Raw genomic sequence first — 18,430 nt, forward strand, 5'->3', positions numbered from 1 at the left:
GTGCGTTGCTGGTCATGAGGCCCCGAACTTCCGGTCGATGAAGTCGAAGATCTCGTCGTCGGAGGCGGCGTCGAGTTGGTCGGCGACCGTCTCCGGCTCGTCGGCCCCCAGGGCCCCGGTCCAGGTGGAGAGCAGTGTCCTGAGCCGGTTCCCGACGGCGTCCCGGTCGGCTTCGTCGGGCAGGACGGCGAGCAGTCCGCCCTCCGTCGCCGCCGCCAACGCGGCTTCCAGCCGGTCGAGTTCGGCGAGGACGGCCGGGGCTTGCGGGGCCGCGTCCGGGACCAGCCGGACGCGCAGGTACTCCGCCAGGGCGGCGGGAGTGGGGTGGTCGAAGACCAGGGAGGCGGGCAGCCGCAGCCCGGTCGCGACGTCCAGCCGGTTGCGCAGCTCGACGGCGGCGAGCGAGGTGAAGCCCAGCTCCTTGAAGGCCCGGTCGGGGTGGACGGCGGCGGTGCCGCGGTGGCCCAGGACCTCGGCCACCGACTCGCGGGCCAGGGCCAGCAGCAGGCGTTCCCGCTCGGCCGCGGGCGCGGTGGCGATCCTTTCGGCCAGGCCGGCGGTGGGCTCGGCCCCGGCGGCCGGGGCCCCGGTGTGCCCGGCGCGCTCGCCCCGGACGGCCGGCAGCTCGTCGAAGAGCCGGCTCGGCCGCTGCGCGGTGCGCCGGCCGACGAACCGCGGCCAGTCGACGTCGGCGACGGCGAGCACCGCCTGGCCGGGCGGGAGGGCCCGGTCGACGGCGCCGGCCGCGGACTCGGGGGCCATCACCCGCAGCCCGGCCCGCTCCAACTGCTCCGTGACGTCGCCCTCGGCGGCCATGCCGCAGCCCCAGACGCCCCACACCAGCGAGGTGGCGGGCAGGCCGTCGGCGCGGCGCTGTTCGGCGAGCGCGTCCAGATAGGCGTTGGCGGCCGCGTAGTTGCTCTGCCCGGGGTTGCCGACGGCGCCGGCGAAGGCGGAGAACAGGACGAAGGCGTCGAGGTCGCGCGAGCGGGTGAGCTCGTCGAGGTGCCGGGCGGCGACCGCCTTGGGGCGCAGCACGGTGGCGAAGCGCTCCGGGGTCAGCAGCTCGACGGTGCCGTCGTCGACGACGCCGGCGGCGTGCACGACCGCGGTGACGGCGTGCCGGTCCAGCAGGTCGGCCACGGCCGTGCGGTCGGCGAGGTCGCGGGCGGCGAGGGTGACCTGGGCGCCGAGGGCGACCAGCTCGTCCCGCAGCTGCGGGGCGCCCGGGGCGTCGGCGCCCCGGCGGCCGGCCAGCACGAGGTGGGCGGCGCCGCCGCGCGCCAGGTGGCGGGCCACCTCGGCGCCGACGGCGCCGGTGCCGCCGGTGATCAGTACGGTGGCACCGGCGACCCAGCCGGCGCCGTGCGAACCGGTGGGTTCGGCCTGGCCGGTGGGCTCGGCCGGGGTCAGGCGGCGTCCGTAGAGCCCGCCGGGGCGCACCGCCACCTGGTCCTCGCCCGAACCGCCGGTGAGCACGCCGAGCAGGCGGGAGCGGGTGCGGCGGTCCGCCAGGGTGGCGGGCAGGTCGACCAGTCCGCCCCAGCGCAGCGGGTGCTCCAGGGCGGCGACCCGTCCGAAGCCCCAGACCTGGGCCTGCCCGGGGTGGTCCGGTCGGTCGGTCGCGGCGACGGTGACGGCACCGCTGGTGACCGCCCACAGCGGTGCGTGGACCTGTGCGTCGCCGAGTGCCTGGGTCAGGGCCAGGGTGAGGGCCAGGCCGGTGGAGAGTTCCTCCTGGTCCGGGTGGGGCCGCTCGTCGAGGGCGGCGAGCGACAGCACGCCGGTCACCTCGGTCCCGTCGGCGAGGAGTTCGGCCAGGCGCTTGGCCAGGACGGTGCGGTCCGCGTCGCCGGTGTCGAGTTCGAGGGTGAACACGTCGGCGCCGGCCTCGGTGAGGGCGTCGACGGCCCCGGTGACGAGCGCGTGGCCGGCCTGCGGCTCGGGGACGACGAGCAGCCAGCCGCCGACGGCACCGGCCGGGGCGGGTTCGGGCAGCTGCTGCCAGGTGAAGCGGTGGCACCAGGCGTCGACGGCGGACAGCTCCCGGGCGCGGCGCCGCCAGGAGGAGAGCTCCGGGAGGATCGCGCCGAGCGGCGCCGGGTCGGGCAGCCGCAGGGTCTCCGCGAGGGCGGTCAGGTCCTGGTCCTCGACGGCGGCCCAGAAGCCGGCCTCCCGGGCGGTCCCGGCCGGGTGCCGGTCGTCGGCGGCCGGGGCGGCGGGGGCGGTCGCCGGGTCGGTGTCGAGCCAGTACCAGTCGTGCTGGAAGGCGTAGGTGGGCAGGTCGAGGCGGCGGACGGGCGGGGCGCCGAGCACGGCCTGCCAGTGCGGCGTGTGCCCGTGCACGTGGAGTTCGGCGAGGGCGGACAGCACCGCGCCGGCCTCGTCGCGGTCCCGGCGCAGCGCCGGCACCAGCAGGGCGTCGGTCCGCTCGTCGAGGCAGTCGCGGCCCAGGGCGGTGAGCACGGCGTCGGGGCCGAGTTCGACGAACGTGGTGACGCCGTCGGCTTCCAGGGTCCGCATGCCGTCGAGGAAGCGGACGGCCTCGCGGACGTGGCGCACCCAGTACTCGGGCGAGCACAGCTCCTCGGCGGTGGCGACCGCACCGGTGACGTCGGAGACCACGGTGATCCGCGGCGCCGCGTACGTCAGGCCCTCCGCCACCCGGCGGAAGTCGTCCAGCATGCCGTCCATCAGCGGGGAGTGGAACGCGTGCGAGACGCTCAGCCGCTTGGTCCGGCGGCCCTGCCCGGCGAACCGGCCGGCAATCGCGAGGACGCCGGACTCGTCGCCGGAGACCACCACGGAGGTCGGGCCGTTGATCGCCGCGATGCTCACGTTCTCGGTGAGCAGCGGCAGGACCTCCTCCTCGGTGGCCTCCACCGCGACCATCGCGCCGCCCTCGGGCAGCGCCTGCATCAGCCGGCCGCGGGCCGCGACCAGGGTGACGGCGTCGTCCAGCGACAGGACTCCCGCGACGTGGGCGGCGGCGATCTCCCCGATCGAGTGGCCGACCAGGACGTCCGGGCGCAGCCCCCAGCTCTCGAACAGGCGGAACAGCGCCACCTCGACGGCGAACAGCGCCGGCTGGGCGTACTCGGTGCGGTCCAGCAGCTCCGCGTCATCGCCGAACACGGCGTCGCGCAGCGGCAGTTCGACCCGTGCGCAGACCGCGTCGAAGGCGTCCGCGAAGACCGGGTTGGCCTCGTACAACCCGCGTCCCATGCCCGGCCGTTGGCTGCCCTGTCCGGTGAACAGGAAGGCGGTGCGGCCGGGTTCGCGCACGGCGCCGATGGCCAGGCCGGCCGCGCCCTCCCGGTCGGCGAGGGCCTCCAGCCCGGCCGCCAGCTCCGTCACGTCGGAGGCCGTCAGCACGGCACGGTGGCCCAGGGCCGCGCGCTCGCCGGCCAGTGCGATGGCCAGCGCGGTGAGGTCCGGGTCGGACTCGCGGGAGAGCCAGGTCCGCAGCCGGCGGGCCTGGTCGCGCAGGGCCGGTCCCGAGTGGCCGGACAGCACCAGCGGCAACGGTCCGGTCACCGGTGCGACCGGCTGTTCCTCGACGGGCGGCGCGGCCTCCAGGATGACGTGGGCGTTGGTGCCGCCGATGCCGAAGGAGGAGACGCCCGAGCGGCGCGGGCGCCCGGTCTCGGGCCAGGCGCGGGCCTCGGTGACCAGTTCGACGGCGCCGGAGGTCCAGTCGACGTGCGGGGTCGGCTCGTCCACGTGCAGGGTCTTGGGCAGGACGCCCTCCCGCATCGCCATGACCATCTTGATGACGCCCGCGATGCCGGCGGCGGCCTGGGTGTGGCCGAGGTTGGACTTCACCGAGCCGAGCCACAGCGGCTCGCCGGTGCGCTCCTGGCCGTAGGTGGCGAGCAGGGCCTGGGCCTCGATCGGGTCGCCGAGGGTGGTGCCGGTGCCGTGCGCCTCGACGGCGTCGACCTCGTCGGCCGACAGCCGGGCGGCCGCCAGGGCCTGGCGGATGACGCGCTGCTGGGAAGGACCGTTGGGGGCGGTCAGGCCGTTGCTGGCACCGTCCTGGTTGACGGCGCTGCCGCGCACCACGGCCAGGACCCGGTGTCCGTTGCGCTCGGCGTCGGAGAGGCGCTCCAGCAGCACCAGGCCGACGCCCTCGCCCCAGCCCGTCCCGTCGGCCGCGGCGGCGAACGCCTTGCAGCGGCCGTCGGCGGCCAGGCCGCGCTGGCGGCTGAACTCGATGAAGGAACCCGGCTGGGACATCACGGTGGCACCGCCGGCCAGCGCCATCGTGCACTCGCCGTTGCGCAGCGCCTGGGCGGCCAGGTGCAGGGCGACCAGGGAGGCCGAGCAGGCCGTGTCGACGGTGACCGCCGGGCCCTCAAGGCCGAAGGTGTAGGCGATCCGCCCGCAGACCACGGCGGCGGCGCTGCCGGTCAGCAGGTAGCCCTCGACGCCCTGCGGGCCCTCGTGCAGGCGCGGCACGTAGTCCTGGCCGTTGGTGCCGACGAACACGCCCGCCTGGCTGCCCCTGAGTGCGGCCGGATCGATGCCGGCACGCTCGAACAACTCCCAGGAGGTCTCCAGCAGCAGGCGCTGCTGCGGGTCCATCGCTAGCGCCTCACGCGGGGAGATGCCGAAGAAGGCGGCGTCGAACTCGCCCGCCTCGTGCAGGAATCCGCCCTCACGGGCGTAGCAGGTGCCCTTGCGGTCCGGGTCCGGGTGGTAGAGCGCGTCGAGGTCCCAGCCGCGGTTGGCCGGGAAGCCCGTCATCGCGTCCCGTCCGCCGGCGAGCAGCTCCCACAGCTCCTCGGGGCTGCTGACCCCGCCGGGGAAGCGGCAGCTCATCGCGACGATCGCGATCGGCTCCTCGTCGGCGACCCGGGTGGTCGCACCCGCCCGTACGGCCACCGGGGCCGCGTCGGCCTCCCGGTCGCCGACCAGCAGGCCGAGCAGCAGGGAGGTCAGCGCGGACGGCGTCGGGTGGTCGAACACCAGGGTGGCGGGCAGCGTGAGGCCGGTGACGGCGGCGAGCCGGTTGCGCAGCTCGACGGCGGTCAGCGAGTCGAAGCCCAGCTCGCGGAAGGCGCGCACCGGGTCGACGGCCTCCGGCGAGGCGTGGCCGAGCACCCCGGCGACCTGGCCGCGCACCAGCGTCAGCAGGTGGCGCTCCCGGTCGGAGGCCGGCAGGGCGGCCAACCGCTCGGCCAGGCCCGTCCGTTCCGCGCCGTCCGCCGGCCGGTCGGCGGTGGCCACCGCCCGCTGGACCTCGGGCAGTTCGGCCAGCAGCGGGCTCGGGCGGGTGGCGCAGAAGTTGCGGGCGAAGCGCTCCCACTCCACGTCGGCGATCACGGTGAGCGCGTCCGGCCGTCCCACCGCGGCGGCCATCGCGGCGACGGCGGCCTCCGGCGCCATCGCGACCAGCCCGTCCCGGCGCAGCCGGGCGTCCCGGGCGGCCGAGTCGGCCAGCCCGCCGCCGGCCCAGTGGCCCCAGGCGACGGCGGTGGCCGGCAGGCCGACGGCCCGGCGCTGCTCGGCGAGCGCGTCCAGGTAGGCGTTGGCGGCGGCGTAGTTGGCCTGACCGGGGTTGCCGACGGTGCCGGCGAAGGAGGAGAAGAGGACGAAGGCGTCCAGGTCGAGGTGGGCGGTCAGCTCGTGCAGCCGGCGCGCGGCGGTGAGCTTGGGCCGCAGCACGGCCGCGAACCGCTCGGGCGTCAGCGCGTCCGCCACCCCGTCCTCCAGCACGCCGGCGGTGTGCACGACGGCAGTGAGCGGCTGGTCGGCCGGGACGGTGTCCAGCAGGGCGGCGAGCGCCTCGGCGTCGGCCACGTCGCACGCCGCGAGGTCGACCGCCACACCCGACTCGGCCAGTTCGGCGGCCAGTTCGGCCGCGCCGGGCGCCTCCAGGCCCCGACGGCCGACCAGCACCAGACGCTCGGCGCCGTTCGCGGCCAGCCAGCGGGCGACGTGCCCGCCGAGGGCCCCGGTGCCGCCGGTGACGAGAATCGTTCCGCGCGGCTGCCAGGGCTCGGCGGAGGCCGCGTCGGAGCGCGGACGCACCAGCCGGCGGGCGAACACGCCCTCCGGACGCAGCGCCACCTGGTCCTCCCCGGGCGCACCGGCCAGCACACCGGCCAGTCGGGCCAGCGCCCGCCCGTCCGGCGCGGCGGGCAGGTCCACCAGGCCGCCCCAGCGGTCCGGGTGCTCCAGGGCGACCACCCGTCCCAGGCCCCAGAGCAGCGCCTGCTCCGGAGCCTCGACGGCATCCGCCCGGCCGACGGTGACGGCGCCCCGGGTGGCCAGCCACAGCGGGGCGGCCAGCTCGGCGTCGCCCAGCGCCTGGACCAGAACGGTGGCCGCGACCACGGCCACCGGAACGTCCTCCGCGCCCACTGCCGTAGCGGAGGCGAAGGGAAGCGCCAACACGCCTGCCACATCAGCGTGTTCGGCGGCGACGACCCGCAGCCGCGACGCCAGCGAACCCCGGTCCTCGGCCGCCCGCCACGGCAGGGCGACCACCTCGGCGCCGCACGCGGTGAGCGCCTCCTCGACAGCCCGGGCCAGGACCTCGTCGGCCGTCTCCGGGACGGCGACCAGCCAGGTGCCCGCGAGCGTCGCGGCGGCGGGGCCGGCCGGGGAGTGGCCGACCGGGCGCCAGGTGATCCGGTAGCGCCAGGCGTCCAGCGCCGAACGCTCGCGCTGACGGCGCCGCCACGAGGCCAGTGCGGGCAGCACGGTGCTCAGCGGGGCGTGCGCGTCCAGGGCAAGGGTGGCGGTCAGCTCGTCGAGGCTCTCGCGCTCGACGGTCTCCCAGAAGCCGGCCTCGACGGCGTCGACCACGGCGGCCGGCGTGTCGGCGGCAGCCTCGGGCTCCAGCCAGTAGCGGTCGCACTGGAAGGCGTAGGTCGGCAGGTCAATGCGGCTTGCGGTGTCCTCGAACTGGGCGGCCCAGTCGACGGTGGCGCCGTTGGACCAGGCCTCGGCGAGGGCGGTCAGGAAACGCTCCCGGCCGCCGCGGTCACGGCGCAGGGTGCCCTGGACAGTGGCCTCGGCACCGGCGGCGTCGACGGCCTCCTGGATGCCGACGGTCAGCACCGGGTGGGCGCTCACCTCGACGAACTGCGAGTGACCCGACGCGAGGAGGGACTCCACCGTGTTGGCGAACTCGACCGTCTGGCGGAGGTTGCGGTACCAGTAACCGGCGTCCAGCGCAGCCGAGTCGATCAGTTCACCGGTGACGGTGGAGTGGAACGGCACCTCCGGAACGCGCGGGGCGACCGGGGCCAGCAACTCCGCGAGACGGGCCTCGATGCGCTCGACGTGCGCCGAGTGCGACGCGTAGTCCACCGCGATCCGACGCGCCCGGATCTCCTGCCCGGCGCAGTACTCCATCAGCTCGTCCAGGGCACCGGCGTCACCGGAAACCACCACCGAGCTGGGGCCGTTGACCGCCGCGACGGACAAGCCCTCACGGCCCGAAAGGAGTTCACGCACCTGCTCGGCGGGCAGCGGCACGGACACCATCCCGCCCAGACCGGACAGTTCGATGATCGCCTGGCTGCGCAGCGCCACCACCAGCGCCGCGTCCTCCAGCGACAGCGCACCGGAGACGGCAGCGGCGGCGATCTCGCCCTGCGAGTGCCCCACCACCACCGACGGCTCCACACCGTTCGCACGCCAGAGGGCCGCCAAGGAGACCATCACGGCGAACAGCACCGGCTGGACCACGTCCACCCGCTCCATCCACCCGCCGTCCTCACCCGAGACGACCTCCAGCAGCTCCCAATCCACATGCGGAGCAAGCGCCTTGGCGCACTCCTCCATCCGGGAACGGAACACCGGCTCATCCGCCAGCAGCCCCTGGGCCATGCCCAGCCACTGCGAACCCTGACCCGGGAACACGAACACCGGGCGCCCCGAACGCACCCGCCCGGAGACCACGCCCGCGCCCGGCAGGCCGTCCGCCAGCGCGCCCAGGCCCGCCAGCAGCGCCTCCCGGCCCTCGCCGACCACCACGGCCCGGTGCTCGAACACCGCCCGCGAGGACACCAGCGAGAAACCGACATCCGCCGGCCGCTCCTCCGCGACCGCCGCCAGCAGCCGCCGCGCCTGCTCCCGCAGCGCCGCCTCACTCCGGGCCGACAGCACCCACGGCACCACACCACCGGCAGCCGGCGACACCTCATCGGCCGCCGCGGAAGCCTCGGACTCCGGCGCCTGCTCCAGCACCACATGGGCGTTGGTCCCGCTGACCCCGAAGGAGGACACGGCGGCCCGGCGCGGGCGCTCGCCCGCCGGCCAGCCCCGCGCCTCGGTCAGCAGCTCGACCGCGCCCGCCGACCAGTCCACGAACGGCGAGGGCTCGTCCACGTGCAGGGTCTTCGGCAGCACGCCCGCCCGCATCGCCATGACCATCTTGATCACGCCACCGACACCGGCCGCCGCCTGGGTGTGCCCGATGTTCGACTTCAACGAACCGAGCCACAGCGGGTCCCCGCCGCGCTCCTGCCCGTACGTCGCCAGCAGCGCCTGCGCCTCGATCGGGTCACCCAACCGGGTACCCGTCCCGTGCGCCTCCACGACGTCGACCTCACCGGCCGACAGTCGGGCGTTCTCCAGGGCCTGGCGGATGACGCGCTGCTGCGCGGGGCCGTTGGGGGCGGTCAGGCCGTTGCTGGCACCGTCCTGGTTGATCGCGCTGCCGCGCACCACCGCGAGCACCGGGTGCCCGAGGCGCCGGGCGTCCGACAGCTTCTCCACCAGCAGCACGCCCGCGCCCTCGGCCCAGCCGGTGCCGTCGGCGGCGGCCGCGAAGGACTTGCAGCGGCCGTCCGCCGAGAGCCCGCGCTGGCGGCTGAACTCGATGAACGTCGCCGGGGTCGACATGACGGCCACGCCGCCGGCGAGGGCCAGCGAGCACTCGCCCTGCCGCAGCGACTGCACCGCGAGGTGCAGGGCGACCAGGGAGGACGAGCAGGCGGTGTCGACGGAGACGGCCGGGCCCTCCAACCCGAGGGAGAAGGCGACGCGGCCGGACGCCACGCTGCCGGCGCTGCCGTTGCCCAGGTAGCCCTCGACGTCGGCGGGCACCTGTGACAGGCGCGAGCCGTAGTCGTGGTACATGACGCCGGTGAACACGCCCACCTTGGTACCGCGCACCGTCGCCGGGTCGATGCCCGCCCGCTCGAAGGCCTCCCAGGAGGTCTCCAGCAGCAGCCGCTGCTGCGGGTCCGTCGCCGATGCCTCGCGCGGGGAGATGCCGAAGAAGCCCGCGTCGAACTCGGTGGCGTCGCGCAGGAATCCGGCTTCCCGCGCGTAGAAGGTGCCGGGGTGGTCCGGGTCCGGGTGGTAGAGCGCGTCGAGGTCCCAGCCGCGGTCGGTGGGGAAGGCGCCGACGGCGTCCGCGCCGTCGGCCACCAGGCGCCACAGGTCCTCGGGCGAGGCGACCCCGCCCGGGTAGCGGCAGGCCATGCCGACGATCGCCACGGGCTCGTTGTCCCGCTCCTCCACCTCGCGCAGCCGCTGCTTGGCCTTCATCAGGTCGTTCGTGGCGCGCTTGAGATAGTCGCGAAGCCGATCCTCAGTGGACATGGCCCATCACCTCCGCCGTATCAGGCCGGGAACTGGTCGTGATCACTTCAGGAAAGCCCGAGCTCGTTGTCGAGGAGGGCGAACATCTCGTCGTCGCTGGCCGCCCCGAGGTCGACCTCGTCGGAACCGCCGCGCTCGTCTCGCCCGCCGCCGGTCCACTCGGCCAGCAGCGACTCCAACCGCGCGGTCACCCGGTCCCGTTCGAGCTCGTCCGGTTCGGCCGTGGACATCGCGAACCGCAGCCGGTCGAGCTCCGCGAGCAGCGAGCGGTCCTCCTCCGGCTCGTCCCGAGGGGCGAGTTCGCGCCGGACGAAGCCGGCCAGGGCCGTGGGTGTCGGGTAGTCGAAGATCAGGGTGGCCGGCATCCGCAGCCCGGTCGCGGCGTTGAGCCGGTTGCGCAGCTCGACCGCGGTCAGCGAGTCGAAGCCGAGCTCCTTGAACGCGTTGCCCCCGTCGACGGCCTCGCGGGAGGCGTGGCCGAGGACGGCGGCGGTCTGCGCCCGGACCAGGTCCAGCACCAGCCCGGCCCGCTCCTCGGCCGGGGCCGCCGCCAGGCGGTCGGCGAAGGACCGGACGTCGGACGCGCCGTCGGCGGCGGCCGCGGCACGGCGCTCCGGCACCCGGACCAGGCCGCGGAACATCGTCGGCACCTCACCGAGCGCGCGGGCCCTGCCGCGGATCGGGGCGAGTTCCAGCCGGGCCGGAACGTACGCCGCCGCCCCGCCCGCGAGCGCGGCGTCGAACAGGGCGAGCCCGGCCTCCGAGGGCAGGGCCCCCAGGCCGAACCGCTCCATCCGGGCCACGTCGACGCCTTCGAGGTGGCCGGTCATGCCGCTGCGGAGCGCCCAGAATCCCCAGGCCAGCGAGGTGGCGGCCAGACCGTCCGCCTGCCGCCGGTGGGCCAGGGCGTCCAGCAGGGCGTTGGCCGCGGCGTAACTGCCCTGGCCGCCGTTGCCGAGGGTGGCGGCGACGGAGGAGAAGAAGACGAAGGCGTCCAGGTCGAGGTGGGCGGTCAGCTCGTGCAGGGCCAGCGCCGCGTCGACCTTGGGCCGCAGGACGGCCGCGACCCGCTGCGGCGTGAGCGCGGGGATCACACCGTCGTCGAGCACACCGGCGGTGTGGACGACGGCGGTGAGCGGGTGGTCGGCGGGGACGGTGTCCAGCAGGGCGGCGAGCGCGGCGCGGTCGGCCGCGTCGCAGGCCACCAGCTCCACCTCGGCGCCCAGCTCCCGGAGCCCGGCCTCCAGCTCGGCCGCGCCCGCCGCCGCCCGGCCGCTGCGGCTGAGCAGCAGCAGGTGGCGGGCGCCGTGCGCGGCGACCAGGTGACGGGCGAGCAGCCCGCCGAGGGCGCCGGTCGCGCCGGTGATCAGGACGGTGCCGTTCGGGTCGAGGCGCGGGACAGCTGCGGCGTACGCCTCAGCCTCGCCGGCGGGCAGCGCGCGGGCGAGCCGGGGCACGCGGATCTCCCCGGACCGCAGGGCGAGTTGGGCCTCACCGGTGGCCACCGCGGCGGCCAGCAGCAGCCGCGAGCGGTCGGCGTCGTCGAGGTCCACCAGGACGAAGCGGCCGGGGCTCTCCGACTGCGCGGTGCGCAGCAGGCCCCAGACCGGCGCGTGCGAGAGGTCCGACACCGTCTCGCCGGCACCCGCCGCGATCGCGCCGCGGGTCACCACGACGACGGTGGTCCGCTCGAACTCGCCGTTCGCCAGTACGTGTTGGAGGACATCCAGTGCCCGCAGCGTGGCACGGTGGGCCTCGTCGGCCAGGTCGTCCCCGCCCTCGCCGCCGGCCGTCATCGGCACGTACAGCGTGGCGGGCACGGCGCGGCCGGCCCCCGCCTCTGCGGTGAGCGCCGAAAGCTCCGGGTAGTGCGCCACGGACAGGCCCGCGGCCTCCAGTGCGCTGCGGACGCCGAGCCCGTCGGCGCCGAGCACGGCACAGCCGGCGGAGGCGGGCTCGGCCGGGGAGCCGGACGGGAGGGCCGACCACTCCACCCGATACAGGCTTCCGGACTCGCTCTCCCCTGCCACAGGCTGCATCTGACGAAGCATCAGCGACCGGGCGTCGAGCACCGGGGCCCCGGCCGCGTCGGCGACGGCCAGCGACAGTTCCTCGGGCCCGGCCAGGGTCAGCCGCACTCGCAGCACGGACGCACCGACCGAGTGCAGCCGGACACCGCGCCAGGAGAACGGCAGCCGGCCCGGGCCGTCGTCCTGGATCAGCACCGCGAACCCGGCGGCGTGCAGGGCCGCGTCGAGCAGCGCGGGGTGCAACCCGAACCCGCCCGCCTCGGACTGCTGTTCCGATGCGAGGGCGACCTCGGCGAAGATCTCGTCCCCGCGCTGCCAGGCGGCCCGCAGGCCCCGGAACGCCGGACCGTAGGTGAACCCGGCGGCGTCCAGCCGCTCGTAGAGGGCGTCCACGTCGATCGCGACGCCGTCGCGGGGCGGCCACTCGGTCTCCGCGAAGCCGGCCGCGGCCTGGCGGGCCCGACCGAGGGTGCCGGTGGCGTGGCGGGTCCACGGCTCGTCCGTGCCCTGCGCGTCGTCGGGGCGGGAGTAGACCTCCACCTCGCGGCGGCCGTCGGCGTCGGGCGAACCGACCACCACCTGCACCGCCACGCCACCCTGGGAGGGCAGCACCAGCGGCGCCTCCAGGGTCAGCTCCTCCAGCACGTCACAACCGGCCTGGTCACCCGCGCGGACGGCCAGCTCGACGAACGCCGTACCCGGCAGGATCACCGTGCCGGCCACCGCGTGATCGGCCAGCCACGGCTGGGTCTGCACCGACAGGCGGCCCGTGAAGACGTGCCCGTCGCGGTCGGCCAGCGCCACCGCAGCGCCCAGCAGCGGGTGGTCGGCGGGGGCCAGGCCCGCTTCGCTCACGGCTCCGGCGCCCGGCTTGGCGGGGGCGAGCCAGTAGCGGTCGCGCTGGAAGGGGTAGGTGGGCAGGTCGATGCGGTGGGCCGTGGGGAACTGGGTGGTCCAGTCGACGGTGGCGCCGTTGGACCAGGCCTCGGCGAGGGCGGTCAGGAAGCGCTCCCGGCCGCCGTGGTCGCGGCGCAGGGTGCCCTGGACCGTGGCCTCGGCGTTGGCGGCGTCGACGGCCTCCTGGATGCCGACGGTCAGCACCGGGTGGGCGCTCACCTCGACGAACTGCGAGTGGCCCGAGGCCAGCAGGGCCTCGATGATCTTGCCGAACTCCACCGTCTGGCGCAGGTTGCGGTACCAGTACGCGCCGTCCAGCGAAGCGCTGTCGATCAGTTCACCGGTGACCGTCGAGTGGAACGGCACCTCCGGCACGCGCGGGGCGACCGGGGCCAGCAGCTCCGCGAGACGGGCCTCGATGCGCTCGACGTGCGCCGAGTGCGAGGCGTAGTCCACCGCGATCCGACGCGCCCGGATCTCCTGCCCGGCGCAGTGCTCCATCAGCTCGTCCAGGGCACCGGCATCGCCCGAAACGACCACCGAGCTGGGGCCGTTGACCGCAGCGATCGAGATTCCATCCCGGCCGGACAGCAGCTCACGAACCTCATCTACCGGCAGCGGGACGGACACCATCCCACCCAGCCCGGAGAGCTCGATGATCGCCTGGCTGCGCAGCGCCACCACCAGCGCCGCGTCCTCCAGCGACAGCGCACCCGACACCGCAGCAGCGGCAATCTCGCCCTGCGAGTGCCCCACCACCACCGACGGCTCCACACCGTACGAACGCCACAGCTCGGCGAGCGAGACCATCACGGCGAACAGCACCGGCTGGACCACGTCCACCCGCTCCATCCACCCGCCGTCCTCACCCGCGACGACGTCGAGAAGATCCCAATCCACGTACAGGGACAGCGCCTTGGCGCACTCCTCCATCCGCGAACGGAACACCGGCTCATCCGCCAGCAGCCCCTGCGCCATGCCCAGCCACTGCGAGCCCTGCCCCGGGAACACGAACACCGGACGCCCCGAACGCACCCGCCCGGACACCGCACCGGCGGCGGCCTCGCCCCGGGCGACGGCGTCGAGCGCCGCCAGCAGCTCGTCCCGCCCGTCGCCGATCACCACGGCCCGGTGCTCGAACGCGGTCCGGGTGGCGGCGAGGGAGTATCCGATGTCGGCCGGGTCGGCCTCCGTCGTGGACATCCGCCCGCGGAGCCGCCGCGCCTGCTCCCGCAGCGCGGCCTCACTCCGGGCCGACAGCACCCACGGCACCACGCCGTCGGCCGTCGGCGCTGCGGAAGCCTCGGACTCCGGCGCCTGCTCCAGCACCACATGGGCGTTGGTCCCGCTGACCCCGAAGGAGGACACGGCGGCCCGACGGGGCCGTCCGCCCGCCGGCCAGCCCCGCGACTCGGTCAGCAGCTCGACCGCGCCCGCCGACCAGTCCACGAACGGCGAGGGCTCGTCCACGTGCAGGGTCTTCGGCAGCACGCCCGCCCGCATCGCCATCACCATCTTGATCACGCCACCGACACCGGCCGCCGCCTGGGTGTGCCCGATGTTCGACTTCAACGAACCGAGCCACAGCGGGTCCCCGCCGCGCTCCTGCCCGTACGCCGCCAGCAGCGCCTGCGCCTCGATCGGGTCACCCAACCGGGTACCCGTCCCGTGCGCCTCCACCGCGTCCACATCGCCCGCCGTCAGCCCGGCGTCGGCCAGCGCCGCGCGGATCACCCGCTGCTGCGACGGCCCGTTGGGGGCGGTCAGGCCGTTGCTGGCACCGTCCTGGTTGATCGCGCTGCCGCGCACCACCGCGAGCACCGGGTGCCCGAGGCGCTCGGCGTCCGACAGGCGCTCCAGTACGAGCATGCCCGCGCCCTCGCCCCAGCCCGTGCCGTCCGCCGCGGCCGCGAACGGCTTGCAGCGACCGTCCTCGGAGAGCCCGCGCTGGCGGCTGAACTCCACGAACATGCCCGGGGTGGACATCACCGCCACGCCGCCGGCCAGCGCCGTGCCGCACTCGCCGCGCTGCAGCGCCCGGACGGCCAGGTGGAGGGCGACGAGCGAGGAGGAGCACGCGGTGTCCACGGTGACCGCGGGGCCCTCAAGACCGAGGGTGTAGGAGACGCGGCCCGACATCACGCTCGCCGTGGTGCCGGTCAGCAGGTATCCGTCGAGGCCGTCGGCGCCCTCGTGCAGCCGCGGCCCGTAGTCGTGCGACATCGCGCCGACGTAGACGCCGGTCCGGCTGCCCCGGAGCGTCGACGGGTCGATGCCGGCGCGCTCGCAGGCCTCCCAGGAGGTCTCCAGCAGCAGCCGCTGCTGCGGGTCCATCGCGAGGGCCTCACGCGGCGAGATCCCGAAGAACCCGGCGTCGAACTCGCCGACGCCGTCCAGGAATCCGCCCTGGCGGGTGTAGGAGGTGCCGGGGTTGGCCGGATCGGGGTCGTAGAGCGAGGCGAGGTCCCAGCCGCGGTCGGCCGGGAAGCCACCGACGGCGTCCGCGCCGTCCGTCACCAGGCGCCACAGGTCCTCGGGCGAGGCGACCCCGCCCGGGTAGCGGCAGGCCATGCCGACGATCGCGATCGGCTCCGGTCCGCCGGCCGGGGTCTCGTCGGCCGCCGCCCCCTCCGTGGTGCCGAGGAGCCGGTCCACCAGCTCACGCGCCAGGACGGCGGGCCGCGGGTAGTCGAAGAGCAGGCTGGCGGGCAGGTCGAGCCCGGTGGCGGCGGCCAGCCGGGTGCGCAGCTCCACGGCGGTCAGCGAGTCGAAGCCGAGCTGCTTGAAGGACGCGGTGACGTCGACCGCCCCGGCGCCCGGGTAGTCGAGCACCACGGCCACCTGGCGCTGCACCAACTCGGCCAGCAGCCGCTCGCGTTCGGACTCGGAGGTGCCCGCGACGCGGTCCCGCCAGATGCTCAGGCGGTCCTCCGCGCCCGCCGTCTCCTGCCGGGCCTCCGCCGGGCCGGCCTGGCCGGGCGCCCCCGGAACGGCCTGGCCGAGCGCGCCCGGAGCGGCCTGCGCCCCGGACAGCCAGTAGCTCTCCCGCTGGAAGGCGTACGTCGGCAGCGGCACCCGGCGGCCGCCGCCGAGGGCCGCCCAGTCCACCGGGGCCCCGTTGACGTACGCGGTCGCCGCGGCACCCATCGCCGTGCGGAGCTCGTCCCGTCCCTCCCGCAGAGAGGGCGCGAACACGCCGCCCGCGCCGGTCAGGCAGTCGGGGCCGGCGGCGGAGAGCACGCCGTCGGGTCCCAACTCCAGGTAGGCGGTGGCACCCTGGGCCTCCAGGGTGCGCATCGCGTCGAGGAAGCGCACGGACTGGCGGACGTTCCGCACCCAGTACTCGGGCGAGCACAGTTCCTCGGCCGCCACGACCGTTCCCGTCACGGTGGACACCACCGGGATCCGCGGCGCGGTGTACGTCAGCCCCTGGGCGACCCGGCGGTACTCCTCCAACATCCCGTCCACCAGCGGCGAGTGGGACGAGAACGGGATGTTGAGCCGCTTCCACTTCTCGAACTTCCCGGCGACGGCCAGGGCTTCGGACTCGTCGCCGGAAATCACCACCGACGTCGGGCCGTTGATCACGGCGACGCTGACGTTGTCGGTCAGCAGCGGCAGGACGTCCGCCTCGGCGGCCTTGACCGCCACCATCGCACCGCCCGCCGCCAGCTCCTGGGTCAGCCGTCCGCGCGCCGCCGCCAGGGTGGTGGCGTCGTCCAGCGACAACACGCCCGCGACGTGCGCGGCCGCCAGCTCGCCGAGCGAGTGCCCGGCCAGGAAGTCCGGCCGCACGCCCCAGCTCTCGTACAGCCGGAACAGCGCCACCTGGAGCGCGAACAGCGCGGGCTGCCCGTACTCGGTCCGCCCCAGCAGCTCCGCGTCCGACCCGAACACCGCTTCGCGCAGCGGCAGTTCGACCCGCGCGCAGACCGCGTCGAAGGCGTCCGCGAACACCGGGAAGGCCTCGTACAGCTCCCGGCCCATGCCGAGCCGCTGGTCTCCCTGTCCGGTGAACAGGAACGCCAGCTTCCCGGCCTCGGCCGCGCCCCGGACGACCCCGCCGGCCTCCTCGCCGGCGGCCACCGCCGCCAGCCCGGCCAGCAGCCCGGTCCGGTCGGCGCCCACCACGACGGCGCGGTGGCGCAGCGCCGCCCGCCCGACCGCGAGGGTGTGCGCGACGTCGGCCGGGTCGAGGTCCGGGTGCTCCGCCAGGTGGGTGTGCAGGCGCCGCGCCTGGGCCCGAAGGCCCGGTTCGCCGTGGCCGTGCACCGGCCAGGCGAGCTGCCGCCCGGCCGGCGCGGGGTGCTCGCCGCCCGGGGTGGTCGGCCGGGGCGTCTCGGACAGCGCCAGGTGGCAGTTGGTGCCGCCCACGCCGAAGGAACTCACGCCGGCCAGCAGCGGGCGGTCGGCCTCGGGCCACGGGCCGGTGTGCCGCCGCACGCTCAGGCCGAGGGCGGCCAGGTCGAGGGCCGGGTTGGGGGTTTCGTGGTTGAGGCCGGCGACCAGTTCCCGGTGGTGGATGCTGAGGACGGCCTTGAGCAGGCCGACGGCTCCGGCGGCGCCCTCCAGGTGTCCGACGTTGGTCTTGGCCGAGCCGACCTGCAGCGGCCGGTCGACGCGCCCGGCGGCCAGGGCCGCGCCGAGCGCGGTGGCCTCGACGGGGTCGCCGACGCTGGTGCCGGTGCCGTGGAGTTCGACGTACTGGACGCCGTCGGTGGGGATCCCCGCCCGCCGCCAGGCCAGTTCGACGACCTCGCGCTGCGAGGCCGGGTCGGGCGTGGTCAGCCCGGGCGTGGCGCCGTCGTTGTTGACGGCGCCGCCGCGGATGACGGCGTAGACGCGGTCGCCGTCGGCCAGCGCGCGGTCGAGCGGCTTGAGCACGACCAGGGCGCCGCCCTCGCCGCGGACGTAGCCGTTGGCGCGGGCGTCGAGGGTGAAGCAGCGGCCGTCCGGGGAGAGCCCGCCGAAGCCCTCGGCCACCAGGGCCGTCTCGGGCACCAGGTTGAGCTGTACGCCGCCGGCCAGCGCGAGCTCGCTCTCGCCCCGGCGCAGGCTCTCCGCGGCCAGGTGCACGGCCACCAGTGAGGAGGACTGGCCGGTGTCGACGCACAGGCTGGGGCCCCGCAGGCCGAGGGTGTAGGACAGCCGGTTGGCCATGATGGAGCGCTGCGAGCCGGTCAGGGTGTGCCGGCCGATGGCGTCCGGGCCGAGGCGGTCGGCGAGCAGCGCGTAGTCGGCGTTCATGGTGCCGAGGAAGACGCCGGTGGCCGTGCCGGACAGCCGGTCGGGGGCGGTCCCGGCGTCCTCCAGGGCCTCCCAGCCGAGTTCCAGGGCGAGCCGCTGCTGCGGGTCCATGGCCGCGGCCTCGCGCGGCGAGACGCCGAACAGGCCGGCGTCGAAGAGGTCGACCCGGTCCAGGAACGCTCCGTGCCGGGCGGCGTGCTCGCCGAGGTCGCGGCCCCAGCGCTCGACCGTCGCCTCGGCGACGGCGCTGCGGCCCTCCCTCAGCATCGCCCAGAACGCGTCGGGTCCGTCCGCCCCGGGGAGCCGGCAGGCCACCCCGACAACGGCGACGGCATCCTCCACCGGCGCACCCGTTTCACCGGTCGCCGGACCGCCGGCCGGGCGAGCCCCGCGGCCGGGTACCACGCGACTCACACCTGCTGCGGTTGTCATCGCGCCGGACCTCCTGGTTCGGTGAAGGATTGCGGCGCCCGCGGGCCACCGGTTCGACCGCCGGCCGGCCCCGAGCCCCGGCACACGCGATCACCGGCACGCTACGGCCGCCCCGAATCCGCACCAACCCCTAGCAGTCCCCCTACGTCCCCCACCCCGACCGCGGCCCCGACCGGCCGCGCCCCCAGCCGCGGCCCCGCCGCCGGGGTCCCTCGCCCGGCGCGGCGCGGGCCGCTCCTCGACCCCGGCGGCGACCG

At 75.8% G+C, this 18,430-nt stretch carries 2 protein-coding genes; both read right to left on the reverse strand.

What is annotated here, in order from left to right; all coding sequences use genetic code 11:
- Nucleotides 1-12: 12 nt before the first annotated feature.
- On the reverse strand, nt 13-9,567 hold the full coding sequence (locus tag ACZ5OX_RS27050) for a type I polyketide synthase (protein WP_465633689.1): 9,555 nt from the start codon (nt 9,565-9,567) through the stop codon (nt 13-15).
- A 47-nt stretch (nt 9,568-9,614) separates the two neighbouring features.
- Nucleotides 9,615-18,083 carry a type I polyketide synthase gene (locus ACZ5OX_RS27055; RefSeq protein WP_465633690.1) on the reverse strand — a complete coding sequence of 2,823 codons (8,469 nt, stop codon included), beginning with the start codon at nt 18,081-18,083 and terminating at the stop codon, nt 9,615-9,617.
- Between the last annotated feature and the right edge of the window lie 347 nt (nt 18,084-18,430).

The organism is Kitasatospora sp. NPDC032121 (genome assembly GCF_055580145.1).

Coding starts and splice junctions, on each gene's coding strand:
- ACZ5OX_RS27050 (WP_465633689.1), bottom strand. CDS start 9,567: ATGTCCACTGAGGATCGGCTTCGCGACTATCTCAAGCGCGCCACGAAC.